Annotated in this window: 14 protein-coding genes; all 14 read left to right on the forward strand. The window is 48.2% G+C overall.

Features of this window, described 5'->3' with window-relative positions; genetic code table 11:
• Nucleotides 1-16: 16 nt before the first annotated feature.
• A complete protein-coding gene (locus tag NST47_RS18590; protein ID WP_341156435.1) occupies nt 17-697 on the forward strand; it encodes an aspartate/glutamate racemase family protein in 681 nt (226 codons plus the stop codon).
• Between the two features lie 25 nt (nt 698-722).
• Nucleotides 723-1,982, forward strand: coding sequence for a ribulose-bisphosphate carboxylase large subunit family protein (locus NST47_RS18595; protein WP_341156436.1), 1,260 nt, complete (start codon nt 723-725; stop codon nt 1,980-1,982).
• 141 nt (nt 1,983-2,123) lie between these two features.
• Nucleotides 2,124-3,524: a four-carbon acid sugar kinase family protein gene (locus tag NST47_RS18600; protein ID WP_341156437.1), complete on the forward strand. Its 1,401-nt coding sequence runs from the start codon at nt 2,124-2,126 to the stop codon at nt 3,522-3,524.
• Nucleotides 3,525-3,761: 237 nt separating this feature from the next.
• The gene (locus NST47_RS18605; RefSeq protein ID WP_262683663.1) at nt 3,762-5,459 is read left to right on the forward strand and encodes an extracellular solute-binding protein; all 1,698 of its coding nucleotides are present in this window, start codon (nt 3,762-3,764) and stop codon (nt 5,457-5,459) included.
• 78 nt (nt 5,460-5,537) lie between these two features.
• Entirely contained in the window at nt 5,538-6,431 is an 894-nt protein-coding gene (locus tag NST47_RS18610; protein ID WP_341159698.1) for an ABC transporter permease, read from the forward strand.
• 15 nt (nt 6,432-6,446) lie between these two features.
• The gene (locus NST47_RS18615; protein ID WP_076236195.1) at nt 6,447-7,322 is read left to right on the forward strand and encodes a carbohydrate ABC transporter permease; all 876 of its coding nucleotides are present in this window, start codon (nt 6,447-6,449) and stop codon (nt 7,320-7,322) included.
• A 173-nt stretch (nt 7,323-7,495) separates the two neighbouring features.
• Nucleotides 7,496-9,211: a sensor histidine kinase gene (locus tag NST47_RS18620; RefSeq protein WP_341156438.1), complete on the forward strand. Its 1,716-nt coding sequence runs from the start codon at nt 7,496-7,498 to the stop codon at nt 9,209-9,211.
• A gap of 43 nt (nt 9,212-9,254) precedes the next feature.
• Entirely contained in the window at nt 9,255-10,901 is a 1,647-nt protein-coding gene (locus NST47_RS18625) for a response regulator (protein WP_341156439.1), read from the forward strand.
• 110 nt (nt 10,902-11,011) lie between these two features.
• A complete protein-coding gene (locus NST47_RS18630) occupies nt 11,012-11,977 on the forward strand; it encodes a D-2-hydroxyacid dehydrogenase (protein WP_341156440.1) in 966 nt (321 codons plus the stop codon).
• A gap of 13 nt (nt 11,978-11,990) precedes the next feature.
• The gene (locus tag NST47_RS18635) at nt 11,991-14,051 is read left to right on the forward strand and encodes a family 10 glycosylhydrolase (RefSeq protein WP_341156441.1); all 2,061 of its coding nucleotides are present in this window, start codon (nt 11,991-11,993) and stop codon (nt 14,049-14,051) included.
• A complete protein-coding gene (locus tag NST47_RS18640) occupies nt 14,048-15,118 on the forward strand; it encodes a bifunctional phosphoglucose/phosphomannose isomerase (RefSeq protein ID WP_341156442.1) in 1,071 nt (356 codons plus the stop codon). The genes NST47_RS18635 and NST47_RS18640 overlap by 4 nt, the downstream gene beginning before the upstream one ends.
• 312 nt (nt 15,119-15,430) lie before the next feature.
• Nucleotides 15,431-16,036, forward strand: a complete 606-nt coding sequence (locus tag NST47_RS18645) for a pentapeptide repeat-containing protein (protein WP_341156443.1) — start codon at nt 15,431-15,433, stop codon at nt 16,034-16,036.
• A gap of 225 nt (nt 16,037-16,261) precedes the next feature.
• Nucleotides 16,262-17,188 carry an RNA polymerase sigma-70 factor gene (locus tag NST47_RS18650; RefSeq protein ID WP_341156444.1) on the forward strand — a complete coding sequence of 309 codons (927 nt, stop codon included), beginning with the start codon at nt 16,262-16,264 and terminating at the stop codon, nt 17,186-17,188.
• Nucleotides 17,189-17,317: 129 nt separating this feature from the next.
• On the forward strand, nt 17,318-17,797 hold the full coding sequence (locus NST47_RS18655; protein ID WP_341156445.1) for a carboxymuconolactone decarboxylase family protein: 480 nt from the start codon (nt 17,318-17,320) through the stop codon (nt 17,795-17,797).
• Nucleotides 17,798-17,911: the final 114 nt, after the last annotated feature.

Here is a 17,911-nt window from a genome sequence, read left to right on the forward strand (position 1 = left end):
CTGGAGGCATATCGATATGAAAACCGTAGTAGCTGTATATACCGGTCAAGGGCTGGCCGATCCGCTGAAGGCGGTATTTAAAGAGCTTCTGCCAGATGTTCGGCTAGTTAATATCATCGACGACAGTCTGATTGGTGATGTCGTGAAGGCAGGCCATGTGCCACCAGGCGTAGCGCGGAGATTAGTGCAATATTTTCATCACGGGGAAGAGATGGGAGCTGATGTTATTCTGAATACGTGCTCCTCCGTAGGTGAAGTCGCCGATGATGCTCGACGTTTGATTGGTGTGCCCATTGTGAAGATTGATGAGTCGATGGCGGCCAAAGCAGCTCTCAGTTACGAGCGTATTGGGGTATTGGCCACACTGCCGTCGACCTTGGAGCCAACAATGCGGTTGATTCGCAAGCAAGCAGACCTGGCAGGTAAACAGGTTGCATTGGTTAATGGACTTGCCGATGGTGCATTCGATGCGCTGGTAGGTGGCCACCCCGAAGAGCATGACAGGATTTTGCTGGAAACGGCCAAGCGGATCGCGGCTGAAGCGGACGTTCTTGTGCTGGCACAGGGCTCAATGGCGAGAATGGAGAGGACGCTTGCCGAAGTGACCGGTAAGCCCGTTTTGTCTTCACCGCGGATGGGTGTTGAAGCAGTAAAAGCTGTACTGGCAGCAGCTGAGGCAGCCGAACCGACTGCATAGAGATATGAGTATTGGAGGAGAACCATTGAATCAGGAACGAGTGAAAGCGACATATTTGGTAGAAACCCCTTATTCCTTGGAGCGTGCAGCTGCAACTATCGCGGGAGAGCAATCCACTGGCACCTTTACAGCGGTACCAGGAGAGACAGATGAGTTGAAGGAGCGATATGGGGCAACGGTTGAGCGGATCGAAGCTTTGGAGGAGGTGGATACGCCTTCCTTGCCTGGTGCGAAAATCCCTGTTCCGCATGACGGACGATTTCGCCGCGGCATCATTACCGTATCGTTTCCGCTCCACAATTTTGGCCCCTCCATACCGAACCTGATGTCAGCTGTAGCTGGAAATTTATATGAGCTTCAAGAGCTGTCGGGTCTTCGCCTGATGGATCTTGAGCTGCCGGAGGCATTCACTTCACGTTATCCAGGTCCTAAATTCGGTATTGCAGGAACACGAAGGCTGACAGGTGTCTATGACCGACCTATTCTTGGGACGATTGTAAAACCAAGTATAGGTTTAACTACCGAACAATTGTCCAGCTTGGTCGGCAAGCTGGCAGAAGCGGGAATGGATTTTATCAAGGATGATGAATTAAATGCCAATCCCCCTTTCGCTCCGATAGAGCATAAGGTAAAGGCAGTCATGGAAGCGGTTGAGCGTGCAGCGGATGTCACGGGAAAGAAGCTGATGTATGCCTTCAATATTACGGGTGATTATGATGAGCTGCGTCGCAATCATGATCTGGTCGTGAAGGCAGGAGGGAACTGCGTGATGGTCAGTATACTTAGTGTAGGGCTCTCTGGTCTTGCTGCCCTGAACAGCTATAGCGAGGTTCCCATTCATGGTCACCGTAACCAGTGGGGGATGCTGACGCGCTGCCCATTCTTGGGCATTGAATTCACGGCTTACCAAAAGCTGTGTCGGCTTGCCGGTGCGGATCACCTGCATGTTAATGGTTTAAACAGTAAGTTTTATGAAAGCAACGAATCGGTTACTCGTTCCATACATGCTTGTACAACCCCAATTCTTGGCGGGTACACAACGATGCCAGTAGTCTCCTCCATGCAATGGGCGGGAACGGCACCTGTAACCTACAGTGCTGTAGGTTCAGTTGATGTGATGCATCTGGCTGGTGGTGGTATGCTGGCCCACCCTGACGGACCAGCAGCCGGATTTGAAAGTATGAAGCTGGGCTGGGAGGCGGCTATACAGGGAATTCCACTTGAATTGTATGCCCGGCAGCATCCGGCCCTGCAGCATGCAATCGATAAGTACGGGAAAGGTTGACCGGAGATGCAGACGAATTCTAATGAAAAACCAACAACGGATGAGGAACAGGTCCAATTAGAAAGTCTCCAATTGAACTCTGCTAATAACTTGACTTCATATCTTGAACAGCGGAAGGGGCAGTCTCATAAACAAAATCTCTTGTCGAGGCCTGATCAGGAATGCTCGAAGTTCAAACGTCTGCTCTGCTACTATGGAGATGATTTTACAGGATCAACAGATGTTCTAGAATCCTTGTTTCAGACGGGTCTCAGCACGGTATTGTTCCTGGAACCCCCTACAGAGGCGATGCTGAGTGAACAGTTTCGGAACGTACAATGCTTTGGAGTAGCGGGTGTAGGGAGATCGCTATCGCCTGAAGCGATGGACACCGAGCTGCGACCGCTGCTGGAGACGCTTAAAACCGCAGGAGCTGCTGTCACTCATTATAAAATCTGTTCTACTTTCGATTCCTCACCTGATACCGGAAGCATCGGTAAGGCAGCAGAAATAGGTAAGGCTGTGTTCAGAAGCCGTTATATACCTCTACTCGTGGGTGTTCCTTATTTGCGAAGGTACACGATATTTGGCAATCATTTTGCGGCAGCCGGAGATACCGTACACAGACTGGACCGTCATCCGACGATGTCACAGCATCCTGTGACACCGATGGCAGAGGCTGATCTAAGGAAGCATTTGCAAAAGCAGACCCTGCTTAAAACCTCGCTGTTTGATCTAATAGCCTTGGACGGAATTTATGAAAAGGTGGAACAAAGGCTGCATAACCTGGTTCACGATGAACAGCCGGATCTTGTTCTCTTTGATGTGCTGGATGAGTCAAGGCTGGAGACAGCAGGCCGATTAATCTGGGCTGAAGCAGCCAAAGCAGATGGCGGATTATTCGTAATCGGTTCCTCAGGTGTCGAATACGCACTTGGCGCCTGCTGGCAGGCAGAGGGGCTCATTGCTGCATCGATTGGAAAACATGAAGCGGCTGGAAACGTGGAACAGCTGCTGGTCGTATCAGGCAGCTGTTCACCTGTAACTGAGAAACAGATCCGTTTAGCCATGGAAGCGGGCTTTGTCGGCATACAGGTTCCGGTTCATGATCTGATCCAGCCAGATCGGACAGCAGCAGCACTTGCAAAGCTGGAACATGAAGCCCATAAGGCGATAACAGATGGGAAAAGCGTAATCTTGTATACCGCTGCAGGTCCGACTGATGACAGTATCGCTATGATCCGTGAAGCGCTTAGGAAGCAGAGTTTAAAAGCTGAGGACAGTGGCCGTATATTAGGAAGTGCACTTGGTGTACTAACCCGCAGGTTGGCTGCCGAGCTTGGACTTTCCCGAATCCTGATTGCAGGTGGTGATACCTCCGGTTATATTACTCGTGAGCTTGGTATCTATGCATTAGAATGCAGGGCAGTGCTAGATCCGGGAGCTCCACTATGCATAGCTTATTCCCATCATCCGCAGATTGATGGATTGGAGCTGGTGCTTAAAGGAGGCCAGGTCGGCAGTGAGCATTTCTTCGAGAAGGTCAAGCAAGGAAGCAGTTAAGAAGTGCGCAGCAACATAAGCGAATCTCAGAGAGCTCCCGAGTATCGGGGGCTTTTTCATGCTTAAAAGTCCCATTAACATGCCTCAGTCCACTACTGGGGCATGTTTCAGTTTCCTTGGATTTGCTCGGATTTAAGCAATTGTGGTATCACCTTAAAATTTTTGTATATATTCACCCGACCCTCTGATTTACAATAAAAGTAAGCCAAATATTTGTACAGTAGGGGGAAGAATAACATGTTCATGTCACATAAAAATTATGTGCTCACGGGTACGGTATTAAGCATGGCGTTGGCGGTCGCAGGCTGTGCGGATGGTAAAAGCGAAACGACAGGAGCAGCTGCCAAGGTAGTCAATGGAAAATATGATCCTGCAATTACAATTTCAACAGCGCGTGTGCTGGATCCGAATGTGAAGTTTAAACCGGGCGAAACGATTGAGGATAATGTGCACACCCGCTGGATGGCGGATAAAATGGGGATTCAAGTCAAACATACATTTGTCGTGAACAATGATAAGGATTTCAATACCAAGCTGCGTCTGCTGCTGGCCGGAAGCGATCCCCTGCCTGATGTTTTTCAAGTGAGCGATCCGACGCTGATCAGCGAATTAATCCAGTCCGGCAAGGTGATGGCTGTAGATGAGGCAATTGCCAAATATGCTCCGCAAAATATCAAGGATTTGTATGCCAAATATCCAGATGGATTTAATATGTTTAAAAGCAGTGGCAAGACGTACGGAATCCCGATGTACGAGAGCCTGACTGGCGGCACTATATTTTGGGTACGGCAGGATTGGTTGAAAAAATTAAATCTGCCTGATCCCAAAACAATCGATGATATGGACAAAGTGTTTGACGCCTTTACGAATCAGGACCCGGATGGAAACGGCAAGAAGGATACATTCGGTCTCGCGCTTTCCATGCTGGATCGGGTCAATGGAACGAGAGCAACAGTCGATTGGGTATTCGGCGCTTATGGTAACAACATGCCCTTTCAATGGACCAAGGATAAGGACGGTAATTTGATGTATGGCTCTATTCAGCCATCTGTTAAGCAAGCGCTTTCAAAAATTCGCGACTGGATGGCCAAGGGCTATATCGATCCGGAAGCGGGCATTAAAGACAAGAACAAAGCAACCGAAAGCTTCGTCAACGGCTCTGCCGGCTTGGTTGCCGGTGAGTACCATATGTATCCGAATCCGCTGCTGGATACGACAAAAAACAATCCGCAGGCGGAATTCAAGCCGCTTTATCTTCCTGCAGGTCCAACGGGCAATATAGGAAGAGTCGAGACGCCGATGGTGAAGCGCGGAATTCTGTTCAATAAGGACTTCAAGCATATCGATGCGTGGTTTGCTTATTATCAGAAGATGTTCGAATACCAGTTTTTCGTCAAGGATTCGGAGTTCTATCTTGGCAATCACGAAGGCTATGATTATGTGATGAAGGATGGCAAGCCGGTTTACCAGCAGTTCGAGCAGGCAGGTATTCCTAAGGACAAATGGCCGCTGCCCGACGGCAAAACACCGATTGAAGCCAAAGCCTATGCTTCGCTAATCGGCGGAACGAATTTAAATCGGCCCTATTCATACGATGAGGGTATCCTCAAATTTGCCAACGACCCGAAGGCGACACCTGCCAATCCTATCGAGGACAGCATCAAGGACCGCGTGCCTGTGCATCAATTAGCAGGGAAAATCAGGGTAGAGCAGAACAAATTCGATCTGGCGAATGAATTTAAAGGTGCACCAACCAAAACGATGCGGACCAAGCTGGAGCTTCTTGAAAAAATGGAAAAGGAAACCTTTACCCAAATTATATATGGTAAGCTGCCGGTTGAAGCCTTCGATAAATTTGTATCGGACTGGAAAGCAAGCGGAGGCGATGAGATTACCAAAGAAGTCAACGAGTGGTACAAATCGCTAAAAAAATAGGAGGGCAGGCATATGAGCGAGCTGATCCGTCCGATCACGGATACACAGACTGCTGCTGCCAGAAAAAACTCCAAATTCATCTCCTATTTTAAAAGAACCTGGAGCTTTCATCTGCTGCTGCTGCCTGCACTAATCGTGGTCATTATATATCAATATATCCCGATGCTCGGTATCGTCATAGCTTTTAAAGAATACAAGCCTTGGCTGGGCATCATAAATTCCGAATGGGTGGGGCTGGATCATTTTAAATATTTATTCACCTATCCCGACAGCGTACAGGTCATTATCAATACGATCATAATTTCGACGCTGAAGATCAGTACCAATATCTTGATTCCCTTTATATTTGCTCTCCTGCTGAATGAGGTCCGAAAGACGTATTTCAAGCGGGCGGTGCAAACCCTTGTGTATCTGCCGCATTTTTTATCATGGGTTATTCTTGGCGGGATATTGATTGATGTGCTGTCGGTAAAGGATGGGATTGTGAACCATGTGGTGCAGCTGCTTGGGTTTCAGCCGATTTTTTTTCTGGGAGACGGGGATTGGTTCCGGGTTACGGTTATCGTCAGCGATGTATGGAAGGATTTTGGGTTCTCGGCGATCGTGTATTTGGCCGCATTAAGCGGAATCAATCCTGCCTTGTACGAGGCTGCTGAGGTGGATGGAGCCAACCGCTGGGAGCAAACGATTCATATTACCGTACCTTCCGTGCTGCCGATTGTCGCCGTTGTCACGACATTGGCGCTCGGCAAAATTCTCGACGGCGGTTTTGATCAAATATTTAATCTCTATAATCCGCTGGTATATAACAAAGGCGATATTATTGATACCTTCGTTTATCGGGTCGGGCTTGTCGGTGGACAATTCAGCTTTGCCTCAGCTGTCGGTTTGTTCAAATCGCTGATTGGCTTTATACTTGTTGTCGTTTCATACCGGTTGGCCTACAAATTTGCCAACTATCGAATATTCTGAAGCGGGTGAGCTGCCATGTATCGATCGATGCCGTATAAAGTGTTTTCTTATTGCAACTACGCCTGCTTGTTCATCCTGAGTGCGCTTTGCGTTCTGCCGTTGATTCATGTATTGGCGATTTCGTTAAGCTCCAGCGCTGCTGCGACCGGTAATATTGTTACCTTTTGGCCGGTTCATTTTACATTCGAAGCGTATACGGAGACGCTTGGCAACAGCAACTTCCTCCATGCGTTATGGATAGGCATCAAGCGGGTCGTACTGGGCACGTCGCTGTCCATGCTGCTGGTTGTGCTGGCGGCCTATCCGCTGTCCAAGGAAGAAACGCGGTTTCAAGGGCGCACGTTCTATGCCTGGCTGTTCGTATTTACGATGCTGTTCCATGCGGGCTTGATTCCGACTTATCTGGTAGTCAAGGGAACTGGCCTGATGAATACGATCTGGGCGCTGGTGCTGCCCGGAGCCGTGAGCATCTGGAATCTGATCCTGATGCTGAACTTCTTCCGTGCGATTCCCAAGGAGCTGGAGGAGGCAGCATTGATGGACGGCGCCAGCCATTTGCGGATTCTGTTCACGATTTATTTGCCGATCTCGATGCCGGCGGTGGCGACGCTCTCTTTATTTGCGATGGTGACCCATTGGAATGCCTGGTTTGACGGGATGATTTATTTGTCAAATGCCAGTGATTATCCGATCTCAACCTTTTTGCGATCGATTATTGTATCCGAGAATTTCTCGGTACTCGGTCTTACCGAGGATGAGATCAAAAACATATCGCCACGGACCGTGAAGGCGTCCCAGGTGTTTATCGGCGCTCTGCCTATTTTACTGGTATATCCGTTTCTACAGCGCTACTTTGTTAAGGGAGTTATTCTCGGGTCCGTCAAGGAATAATACAATAGCGTGCATGGATGCCTGGCCTGACACCCCATTCCGTTTCTAAATCCCTGAGTGTCTGTATCTTGACCTGCTGTGAAAAAAGGGTTGTGCATTGCGGGGACAGCTCTGTACAATATGGGTATCATTGGATAACAGGTGATGGGGTGCTTCATGTCGTGGTGAAAAACTTGAGTATTTTCAGCAAAATCATGATCATTGTGTGCTTGCTGCTGATTCCGCTGCTGCTGTTGTTCGCTTATTCGAATCAGGTGAGCACGAATGTCGTGAAATCGGAAATTGAGAAATCGAATGTGAACCGTCTCTCCTTTTTTTTGAATCAAATGGATACGAACGCGGATCAGCTGGCCAAGGTAGCTTTTACATTGGGCAGAGAACCGGAGGCGGTCAAATTCCAGTCGATTCATTTGTCCTACGAGTTGTTCGATTCGATTCAGATTCGCCAAACGCTGCTGGAAAAAATCAATCTGCAAAGCGCCTCCTACAGCTGGACGAATAAGCTGTCGATCTACTCACCGGCTTTGAAGCAGCTGGTTTCGACGAATGCCCTGGAAAATTATGATTTAAGCTATTTTCAGAAAAATATGTCACCCGACTGGGTTTATCGTCCCCATACGGGGGGCAGCGAGCAGCCAAATTATTTTTACCGATATTCGACCGATCCGTCGCTGTTGTTTGGCGATCTCAGTCAGGTAAATGTCATCATTGAGGTGGCTTTTGCAGCCCGGAATATCGAGCTGATGCTGGACCAATTCAAAGCAGGCAGCGTCGGGGAGCCGTTTTTCTTTCATGAGGGCTATGATCCGATCATGAATTCCACGGCAAATCGGCAAACTGTCTCGGAGCTGGCCGCACTACTCAAAGGTGATAAGCTGCAGCGGTCGGGCAGCAGGACTGTGGAGATGAATGGAATCAAATATATGCTGAGTTATGCCAAATCCAGCTCTCTGGATTGGTACCTGGTTGACGTGGTGCCGCTGGAGAGCGTGCTGGCACCGATTACGACGAGCCGCAATTTGTTCTACATCACGATCTCGATGCTGCTGCTGACGAGTATTATGGCTTCCTACCTGTTATTTAAAAATGTCCAGGTTCCGATAACCCGCTTGATTGGAAGCGTAAACAATCTGAAGCGGGGAAACTTCTCAACACGGATAACGCTGAAGGCAAGCCGCGAATTCATGATTTTATTCAATCATTTCAACAGCATGGCTGAGCAAATTCAGGATTTGGTGGAAAAGGTGCTGCGGGAGAAAATCAGGGTGCGGGACGCGACGCTGAAGCAGCTGCAATCACAGATTAATCCGCATTTTTTGTATAACAGCCTGGCTTTTATCCAGAGCATGGCCCAGTTGGAAAACAAGCAGGCAATCATTGCCATGACACAGCATTTGAGTAAATATTACCGTTATGCAACCCATATTGAGCATCAGGAGGTTACACTGGAGAATGAATTGAATCTAATTGTCAATTATTTGGAAATTCACAAGCTGCAAACCCGCAGATTGGAGTATGTGCTGGATGTTCCGGAGGAGATGAAGGCGAGTATTATTCCGCGGCTGCTTGTCCAGCCAATTGTAGAGAATGCCATCGTTCACGGTATTGAATGCAAGTCGGGAATCGGAACGATCCGAATTTCCGGTTATGCTACCGAAACAGAGCACACTCTGATCATCGAAGATAGCGGAATCGGCAGCGGTCCGGAAGAGATTGCACAGATCAATGAAAGGTTTGAAAGAGGGCTGGATGAAGAGCTTGGACATGGCATGTGGAACGTGCATCAGCGGCTGAGGCATCAATTCGGGGGAGGCTCAGGCCTGCACGTTTCGGCTTCAAAGCTGGGTGGCTGGAAGGTTGCACTTACGATGAAAGTACGGATAAGCTGATTCGTTTCCTTGTTTAGAACATACTCGCAGCGGAGGGTTGCAAATGCAGTTGCTGATTGTTGACGATCATCCGGCCCAGGTCGATAGTATGGCTCAGACGATTCCCTGGTGTGATTACGGAGTCAAAGCGGTCTATAAGGCTTATTCGGCTAAGGAAGCGTTGGAAACGATCCGAGCCCAATCCATTGATATCCTGATTACGGATATTCGTATGCCCGATATGAACGGTCTGGAGCTTATCCAAAGCGTAAGGTCAATATCTGAGAAAATCCGCTGTGTACTGATGTCCGGATACAGTGACTTTGAATATGCCAAGCAGGCTATTCAATTTAAGACGGCAGGTTATTTGATGAAGCCGGTTGATACCGGGGAATTGACAGCTCTCATCGAGCAAATCTGCGGCGAGCTGCGGGAGGAGTGGAATGTGAAGGAGGTATACCACAATGCGATGTATACGTTGCGTGAAAACATTCCTTTTCTGCGTTCCCAATTATTAATGGACCTGCTGCAGGGCAGGGAAATCGCGCGTCCCGTGTTATGCAAGAAGATGAGAGCGCTGGAGCTGCCTTTTGATTGCGAGGATTATGTGTGCATGATGGTCATCCGGATGGATGAGGAAAGCGCTGTAGAGGATGAAGTCAAGCTGTCCCTTTTGGAATATGCGATTACGAATATGGCCGAGGAGGTGTTTCGTGAAACCTTCCATCTCTGGCACTGCAAGGACATCAACGGACATCTGGTGTTTCTGGTCAGCCTCAATCATGAGCAGCTGCAAAAACCGCTTCATGAGCAGACGAATGAGCAGTACCGGCTGCAGCTGGCAGCGGATATCGGGGAGCTGCAGAAGAAAACGAGAACCTATCTGAAGCGTAAAATATCGGTCCTGCTGGTCAATCGCTGGGTACGTCTGTCCGAGCAGGTTGTACCTCTATATCATTGCGCCATTGCCGGAATCCGTAAGCATATCGGCAGTGAGCAGCAGTTTTTTGCTGTTGTTACTGATGATGCCGAGACGATCCGAATAGGCTCGCTGCATTCCCTGTATGAACCGCCAATGCTGCTGCACCTATTGGAAATAGGTCGCTGGGATATGGCGGAGGACCGGCTGGAGCTGGTTTTTAAGGAGTTGGATGCGAAGTGGAGGGAATCGCCGGAGTATTTGAGCGAGGCCTTCTTCTTCATCGCCGGCACTTTTATGCACATCTCACATAAGAACGGGCGGCAGCTGCAAAACATGATAGGTCATTACGGGAAGAAGCTGCAGCAGAACCGTTCCTTTCGTCCCTTTCATTCGCTTGCGCAGTTACGCGAGTGGGTATTCGATGTGTTCGCGCTGCTTCAAAATGACCTGCAAAAGCAGCAGAAGGACCCCAAATTGACCGTTGTTGAACGGATTCAGGCCTATATTGAGCAGCATATGGATGGTGACGCCTCGCTGCAGGCGATTGCCGATCATGTCGCCTTGCATCCGGCGTATTTGTCCAAGATGTACAAGGTCGAGACCGGTATCGGGATTAGCGATTACGTGATGAAGGTCAAGATGGAGAAGGCCGTCGAGCTGCTGCGCAACAAGCATGAGAAAATTTACAACATCGCGAGCCAATTGGGCTATCAGACACCGCATTATTTTATCCGGGTGTTCAAGAAATATTATGGAGTCACACCTCAGGAGTTCAAGCTTAGCCAATAGGAAGGCCGCACAAATAAAGTGGTATCATCTTAAATCTTTTGTATAGGTATCTCATTGCAAACGCTTTAAACTGAACAAGTAAGCTTAGCCAATTTTAAGGAGGAAGCCCTATGAAATTAGTATCCACCTACCCGTTCGACTCTGGACAGGTTGCCGAAATGAACAGTAAGGGGATCGAAGTCACACTGTTTAAAGGAGAACAGGAGCTTATCGATTCCGATGCCTATACGGACGCGGATATCATCATTGCCAATCACCGAACGCTGCAGCAGGACTTTCTGGAGAAATGCGACAGGGTGAAGTGGGTGCAGGTAGCCCATATCGGTATCGAGCGTCTGCCGATGGATTATTTAAAGGAACGTGGTGTTATCGTAATCAATGCCCGTGGTTCGATGGGACTGCCGATTGCCGAGGATATTATGACCAAGATGCTGATGCTGGCTAGAAACAGCGTCAAAGGCGTCAAAAACCAGCTCGAGCATACCTGGGGACGTATTGGCCCCTTTATAAATCTGTCCGGAAAAACGGCCGGTATTATCGGAGCCGGGGATGTCGGAACGGAAACGGCGATTCGCGCCCGCGCTTTCGGTATGAAGGTAATCGGCGTCAATACGACCGGCAATCCACTGCCTGAATTCGACCGGATGTACAAGCAAGAGCAGCTGAATGAGGTGATTGTGCAAAGCGACTTTATTATACTGACGCTGCCGCTAACAGACGCATCGCTTAATCTGTTGGATGAGGAGCAGTTCAGGCTGATGAAGCCGAGTGCATTTATTATTAATATATCGCGTGGGGCGCTGATCAACGAAGAAATTTTATTCGATTATTTGAAAAACAACAAGATTGCCGGAGCCGGACTGGATGTGTTCGGTGAAGAATTCAAGCTCGGCAAGCTGCCGGCCGAAAGTCCGTTCTGGGAGCTGGACAACGTCATCATCACTCCGCACTGCGCAGGCGGCGGGGATCAATTCCACGCCCGATTCAGCCAGGGATTCATGCATAATCTCGACTTGTTCCTTACTGGCAGGACAGACGAGATGATCAATATCCGTCAATTCGGAAAAGGCTACTAAGGAGGCTATGCCCATGGCATCATGGTGGTCCGGCAATCAGCTGCGGCTTATCCAGAATAATCTTCGTGAAACCGATGCGAACCTTGATGTGGATCTGCTGATCAGCGACCTGAAGAAGCTATCTACCAATGTGCTGATGATGAATGCAGGCGGTATTGTCGCCTTTTACCCGACCCGGCTTGAATATCATTACAGAGCCGCCAATCAGCAGAAGGATTTGCTCAAGGAAGCGATTGACAAGGCGCATGCGGCGGACATGAGGTTCATTGCCCGGTTTGATTTCAGCAAAGCGCACGAAAGCCTGTTCAATAAACGGCCGGAGTGGTTTTACCGTACCAAGGCAGGCAAGGAAGTCAATTACCATGGCATCGTCCATACGTGCATCAACGGTTACTACCAGCGTGAATACTCGCTGCAGTTGATCAACGAGGTTATTTCCCAATACGAAGTGGACGGTATCTTCTTCAATATGTTCGGCTATCAGACCCGCGATTATAGCGGTTATGATTACGGCATCTGCTTCTGCGACAGCTGCAGAACCCGCTTCCGCGAGTGGAGCGGTCTGGAGCTTCCCGAAACGCAAAGCCTGGATGATCCCGTGTTCCGCAGGTACAAAGTGTTCCAGGATGTGACAACGAAGGAAATGCTGGAGCGGATTCATGAGTTGGTAACAAGCACGGGCAAAGATATTGCGATATCGACCTATAACGAGCATAAGGTCGATATTGTCCGCAAGGAATCAAATACGGATAACAGGCGTCCGCACCCGTTATGGCTGTATTCAGCATCGGAAAATGTAAAATCGCTGGAGGATTCGTGGGAGGATAAGCTGATCAGCAACTGCTGTATCAATGCGATTGATCTGGTACATAGATTTACAGCGGTTTCCAAGCATGAGATGAGCATCCGCTTAAGGGAAAGCCTCGCCAGCGGCTCGGGCCTGGACTTTTGCATTATCGGGGTGTTTGAGGATTACCCGGACCGTGAGAATCTGCCGATCGTTGCCGAAATTTTCAAATACCATAAGGACCATGAAGCTTATTATGGCAGCTTTCTGTCCGCTGCGGATGTTGCGCTGATCAAGCCAGGCGGACCCGCACCCAAAAGTATGAAGGAATACTCGGGCCTGTTCAAGATGCTCAAGGAGCAGCATATCGTGTTTGATGTGATTCATCAAAATAATTTGCTGAATCAACGAGACAGCCTGCAGGGCTACAAGGCTGTGATCATCCCCGACATTGCCGAATTTTCCGAGGAGGGACTGCAACTGCTGGAGACGCTTTATCAGGAAGGAGTACAGCTCATCAGTACGGGATGCTCCTTTACCGAGGGAGCGGCCAATGTATCTTTTATGCAGCGTGTATTCGATCTAAAGCCCGGGCAGGCACAAGTGTACGAACGGGACGCCGCCTATTTGAAAACTGCCGATAAAGGACTGTTTAAAAGCTTTCAGGAGCGGGACTGGATCTTTATGAAAGGGACATTTCAGGAGCTTGAATTCGGGCCGCATACGCTGCCGCAGCTGCCTTTTGTCACCCCCTCAACCTTCGGCCCGCCGGAGCGTGCATCGGGACATCTGATTTCTGACAAAAGCTTTGGAGCCTCGATCCGTACGGATAATCCGGTCAGCGGAGGCAAGAACAGCTTGCGCAGAGCTGTTTACCTGCCATGGCAGGCCGGGGAGCTGTACTACAGGTATGGTTTTGCCGATCATAAGCACATTGTGCTCGATATATTGGATGATATGCTGGACCAGCGCTGGAGGCTGACGACCAACGCTCCGTCCAACGTGGAGGTGTTCTTCAATAAGCTTGATGATCAAACCTATATCCTGCATGTGCTAAATCTGTCCGGCTTTAATGGGATGACGTATTCCGAGCCGCTTCCAGTCTATAGGCTGGAGATCACGCTGCATGATCTAGGGCATTGCAGCCAGCTGACAAGCTTAACGGAGCAGGTTGAAGCCACCTATGCCATGTCCAACGGAAAGATAGTGATTCAACTGCCGGAGCTGCAGGAGTTTGCCGCCATCGTTGTGAAGATTGAAGAAACGCCAAAGGAGATCGTGGTATGAAAATCAATTTGGATCAATCCGATACGCTGCTTCAGCTCGATAAGACCCAATTGTTCGAGGCAACAGCCCATTATTCCAGCTGGATAGCAGATGGGTATGCCCAGGCCAAGGCGCTTGAAGTCAAGGCGCTGTCCGGCAAGATAGATGAAATCGTGATGTGCAGTGTCGGCGGCGGGCCTGTAGCCAGTCTCGTTCAGTTGAAGTCGCTGCTGTTCGATGAAATCAAGGTTCCGATTATTCTTTCACAAGCGTATTCAATGCCTGCTTATGTCGATGCCGATTCGATTGTCTTCATCGTCAACTATTCCGGCGGTTCGGAGGAGATTGTCAGCGCCTACCGACATGCGATCACAACCGGGGCGACGATTATTGTACTGACTGCAGGCGGGAAGGCGAGGGAGCTTGCCGAGCAGAATGGACATTTGCTGTTCCAGCTGCCCGCGGGCAGGCAGCCGCGAATGATCTCGACCAGCCATGTTCTTGTTCCGATGCTCGTTATTCTGCATCGGCTGGGTCTGATCTCCGATCCCAATCAGGGGATTGCCGAAACGATCCGATTGATCGAGCAATTGACGCCGGCCTATTCGCCGCTGGCCGTACTGGCCGACAATGAAGCCAAGCAAATTGCCACTGAAATGGATGGACTGATTCCTGTGGTATATGGCACGCTGCCGTTTACGGATGCTTCTGCGGTGCGCTTCAAGAACCAATTGGCGGAGGTCAGTAAGGTGATGGCTTTCAGCAACGCAATGTCGGGGCTTCATCACGACGAAGCTAACGGCTGGGATGCCGACAGCGCGATGCTGCGTCAGTTCCATTTTACCCTGATCCATGATCGGGAGGACACAGAACCTATGGGAAGAAGGCTGCGGGCGACCCGGGAGGTGCTGGCTTCCCGGGCGGGTGCTGTGCGCGTCATCACTTCCGTGGGTGAGAGCCGGTTGGCGCGGATGTGCTCGCTGGTTTATCTGATCGATCATGTCACGCTGTATCTCGCATTTATACGTGGGATTCACCCGTCGCAGGGTGAGGCATTAAACGAGTTTAGAGCCAGGTTCAACAGCTAAAGCGGTCGTTCCTGTACAGCAGCGTCAGTCCCGGACTTTTTCTCGTCCAAGACTGGCGCTGCTTCTTTTATTTCATCCGATAAGTTGATAATAGATGTGGAGGTATAAAACTATATTGCATGAAATGGTGCATAGATCGGGGCTTTCGTTTGCAGGCGGGTACTGAGACCCAGCCCCACAATAAAAGCGAAAAAATAAAGCGCTTGACTTTTAGTTGAGATCATACAGGTACTTGACAGCCGTGTGCTATACTAAAAAAAGTATATCTGACATTGACAAAACAGCTTAATAACCATACATAGGGGGCATCTAATGTTTCAGCATAGTAATCAAAAATATGAAGAAGTGAACTTTGGCACACAAGATTTAAGGTACGGCGAGCTACTAAGCTGCACATTTAAACGCTGCTTCTTTTCTAATGGATCACTAGAGGAGATTACATCCACTAACTGCCGTTTCATCGAGTGTGATTTTCGTGGAGCATTGTTAAATGGCTCTATACATAAAGAATCCGCGTTTGAGAATTGCAATTTTAACGGAGCTAATCTATTTGTCGCTAAATTTGAAATATGTAAAATGACAGGTTCGGATTTTTCGGGCTCTAATATGGATGGGATCACTATTTTTCAAGGCGATTGGTCATATACCAATTTGAGAAATACCCGATTAGTTAAACAGGACTTGCGCGGGGTTAAATTTCATGAAGCAGATTTGTCAGCAGCAAATTTAGAAAAAGCCGACTTAAGAGATTGTGATCTGACTATGGCCATACTGGCAAAAGCCAAGTTACAAGGTACTGATGTAAGAGGGGCTAAAATGGAAGGCGTGGATTTTAAAACATTCACCATTACAGGTATGAGAATGGATAGAGAGCAATCTGTATTGTTTTCGCTTTCTCATGGTGCCAAGGTAGGTTAATAAAAATCGTATGCCAACAATGAATAGTTAGCTGTCCGGCTGCAAGCCCGGCAATACTGCAAGAACTCACCACGTGTTTGACTGTCAGAAGTCCTTTCGCTGCTCCTACGGCGGAAGGGCTTTTTATATTTACCTACTGGAACCGAATGGTGCGGGGAAGGCAAAGTCATGTCACACAATGACATCGCCAATTGTCTTATTAGTGTCACTATAAGGGGGGATACTATGCAAAGGCATGTAAACGATCGACCAATTGATAACATCGAAGATTTGTATAAAACCTACAAGGCTCATTTATTTTCTATTGCTTACCGTATGCTTGGTTCTAGATCCGATGCAGAGGATATGGTTCAAGATTTGTTTATAAGCATTCATGGATATCTAAATGATAATATTATTAATATCAAATCGTACTTAAGCAAAATGATGATCAATCGATGTCTGAACGAATTAAAATCTGTGCGAAAAAAAAGAATAAGCTACGTAGGTAATTGGCTTCCAGAACCAACCGTGCAATTCATCGAACCTAGTCCCTTAGAGAGTGTTGAGCGTCATGATACGATTTCTTATGCCTTTCTTATTCTTATGGAAAAACTTACGCCTATGGAAAGAGCTGTGTTTATTTTAAGAGAAGTCTTTGCATATGAACATAGTGAAATTGGCGAAATATTTAACAAAACAGAAGTCAATTGCCGTAAAATATTCAGTCGTGTCAAGAAAAAAGTAGAGTCATCCTCCGAAAAAAATGAATGGTTATTAACCCATCCCTTTGAAGAAAAGGAATTGGTGAATCGCTTCATCTCTGCCCTGACAAATGGAAACATTCAATCACTTGTGGCCTTGTTAACCGAGGATGTAATATTGATTGCCGACGGTGGAGGAAAGGTGTCCGCCGCTATTAATCCAATATACAGCAAAGGACGTGTGCTTGACTTATTGAGTGCACTTTCGTTAAATCGATTTCCTGAATCCAAGGCCCGGCTAGTCGAGGTCAATGATCAACAAGGGATATTGTTAACGAAAGATGGCCTCCCAACCGGGGTTATTTGTTTTGAATGGGACGCTGAATCCATGACGATCAAGCGTATTTACATTATAGTGAATCCAGATAAATTACAACACTTAAACGGAATCCAACATACATTTCTTTGAGCCAGGTAGTTTTTTTGATGTTTGATGGGTAGGCGGTATGTATCCATAAAATAGAACTCTGTTGGGTGTCACACATTGAAGTCGTCAATTGTCTTATTAGTGTCCAAAAAATACACAGGAGGTACTGTTATGACACAACGTGTAAATTATATGCAGCAATCACCAGAACTTTTTAAAAAATTAATGGAATTCAGCAACGCCGAGAAAGACAGCGTAATTGAAGAGAAGATCCTCGATCTTGTTCACATCAGGGCCTCGCAAATCAATGGGTGCGGTTTCTGCCTGGATATGCATATCAAGCAGGCCAAGATCCACGGCGAGAGCGAGCTTCGCCTTTACCACATCTCAATTTGGCGGGAATCGACGCTGTTTATTCCACGCGAGCGGGCTGCACTGGCATGGACGGAGATCCTGACCAAACTACCTGAGCATGGTGTGCCCGACGACGTTTATGATCGCGTTCGTGAGCAGTTGTCTGACAAAGAAATCTCGGACCTGACCTTCTCGATTATGGCGATCAATGCTTGGAACCGTATAAACGTCGGCTTCAAAACTGTGCCGGGCTCGGCTGATGCAGCTTTTGGATTGTCTAAAGCAGGTCTGAGCTGACTAATTACCCAAGCAATTTTGAGAAAATGAAAAAAGGAGATCCGGTAGTTACGGGTCTCCTTTCATTTGTTTCAGTGACTCTGGAGGGATAAAAGCGTAAAATCTGGAGAGGGA

This window comes from Paenibacillus sp. FSL H8-0034 (genome assembly GCF_038000305.1).
GTDB lineage: Bacteria > Bacillota > Bacilli > Paenibacillales > NBRC-103111 > Paenibacillus_S.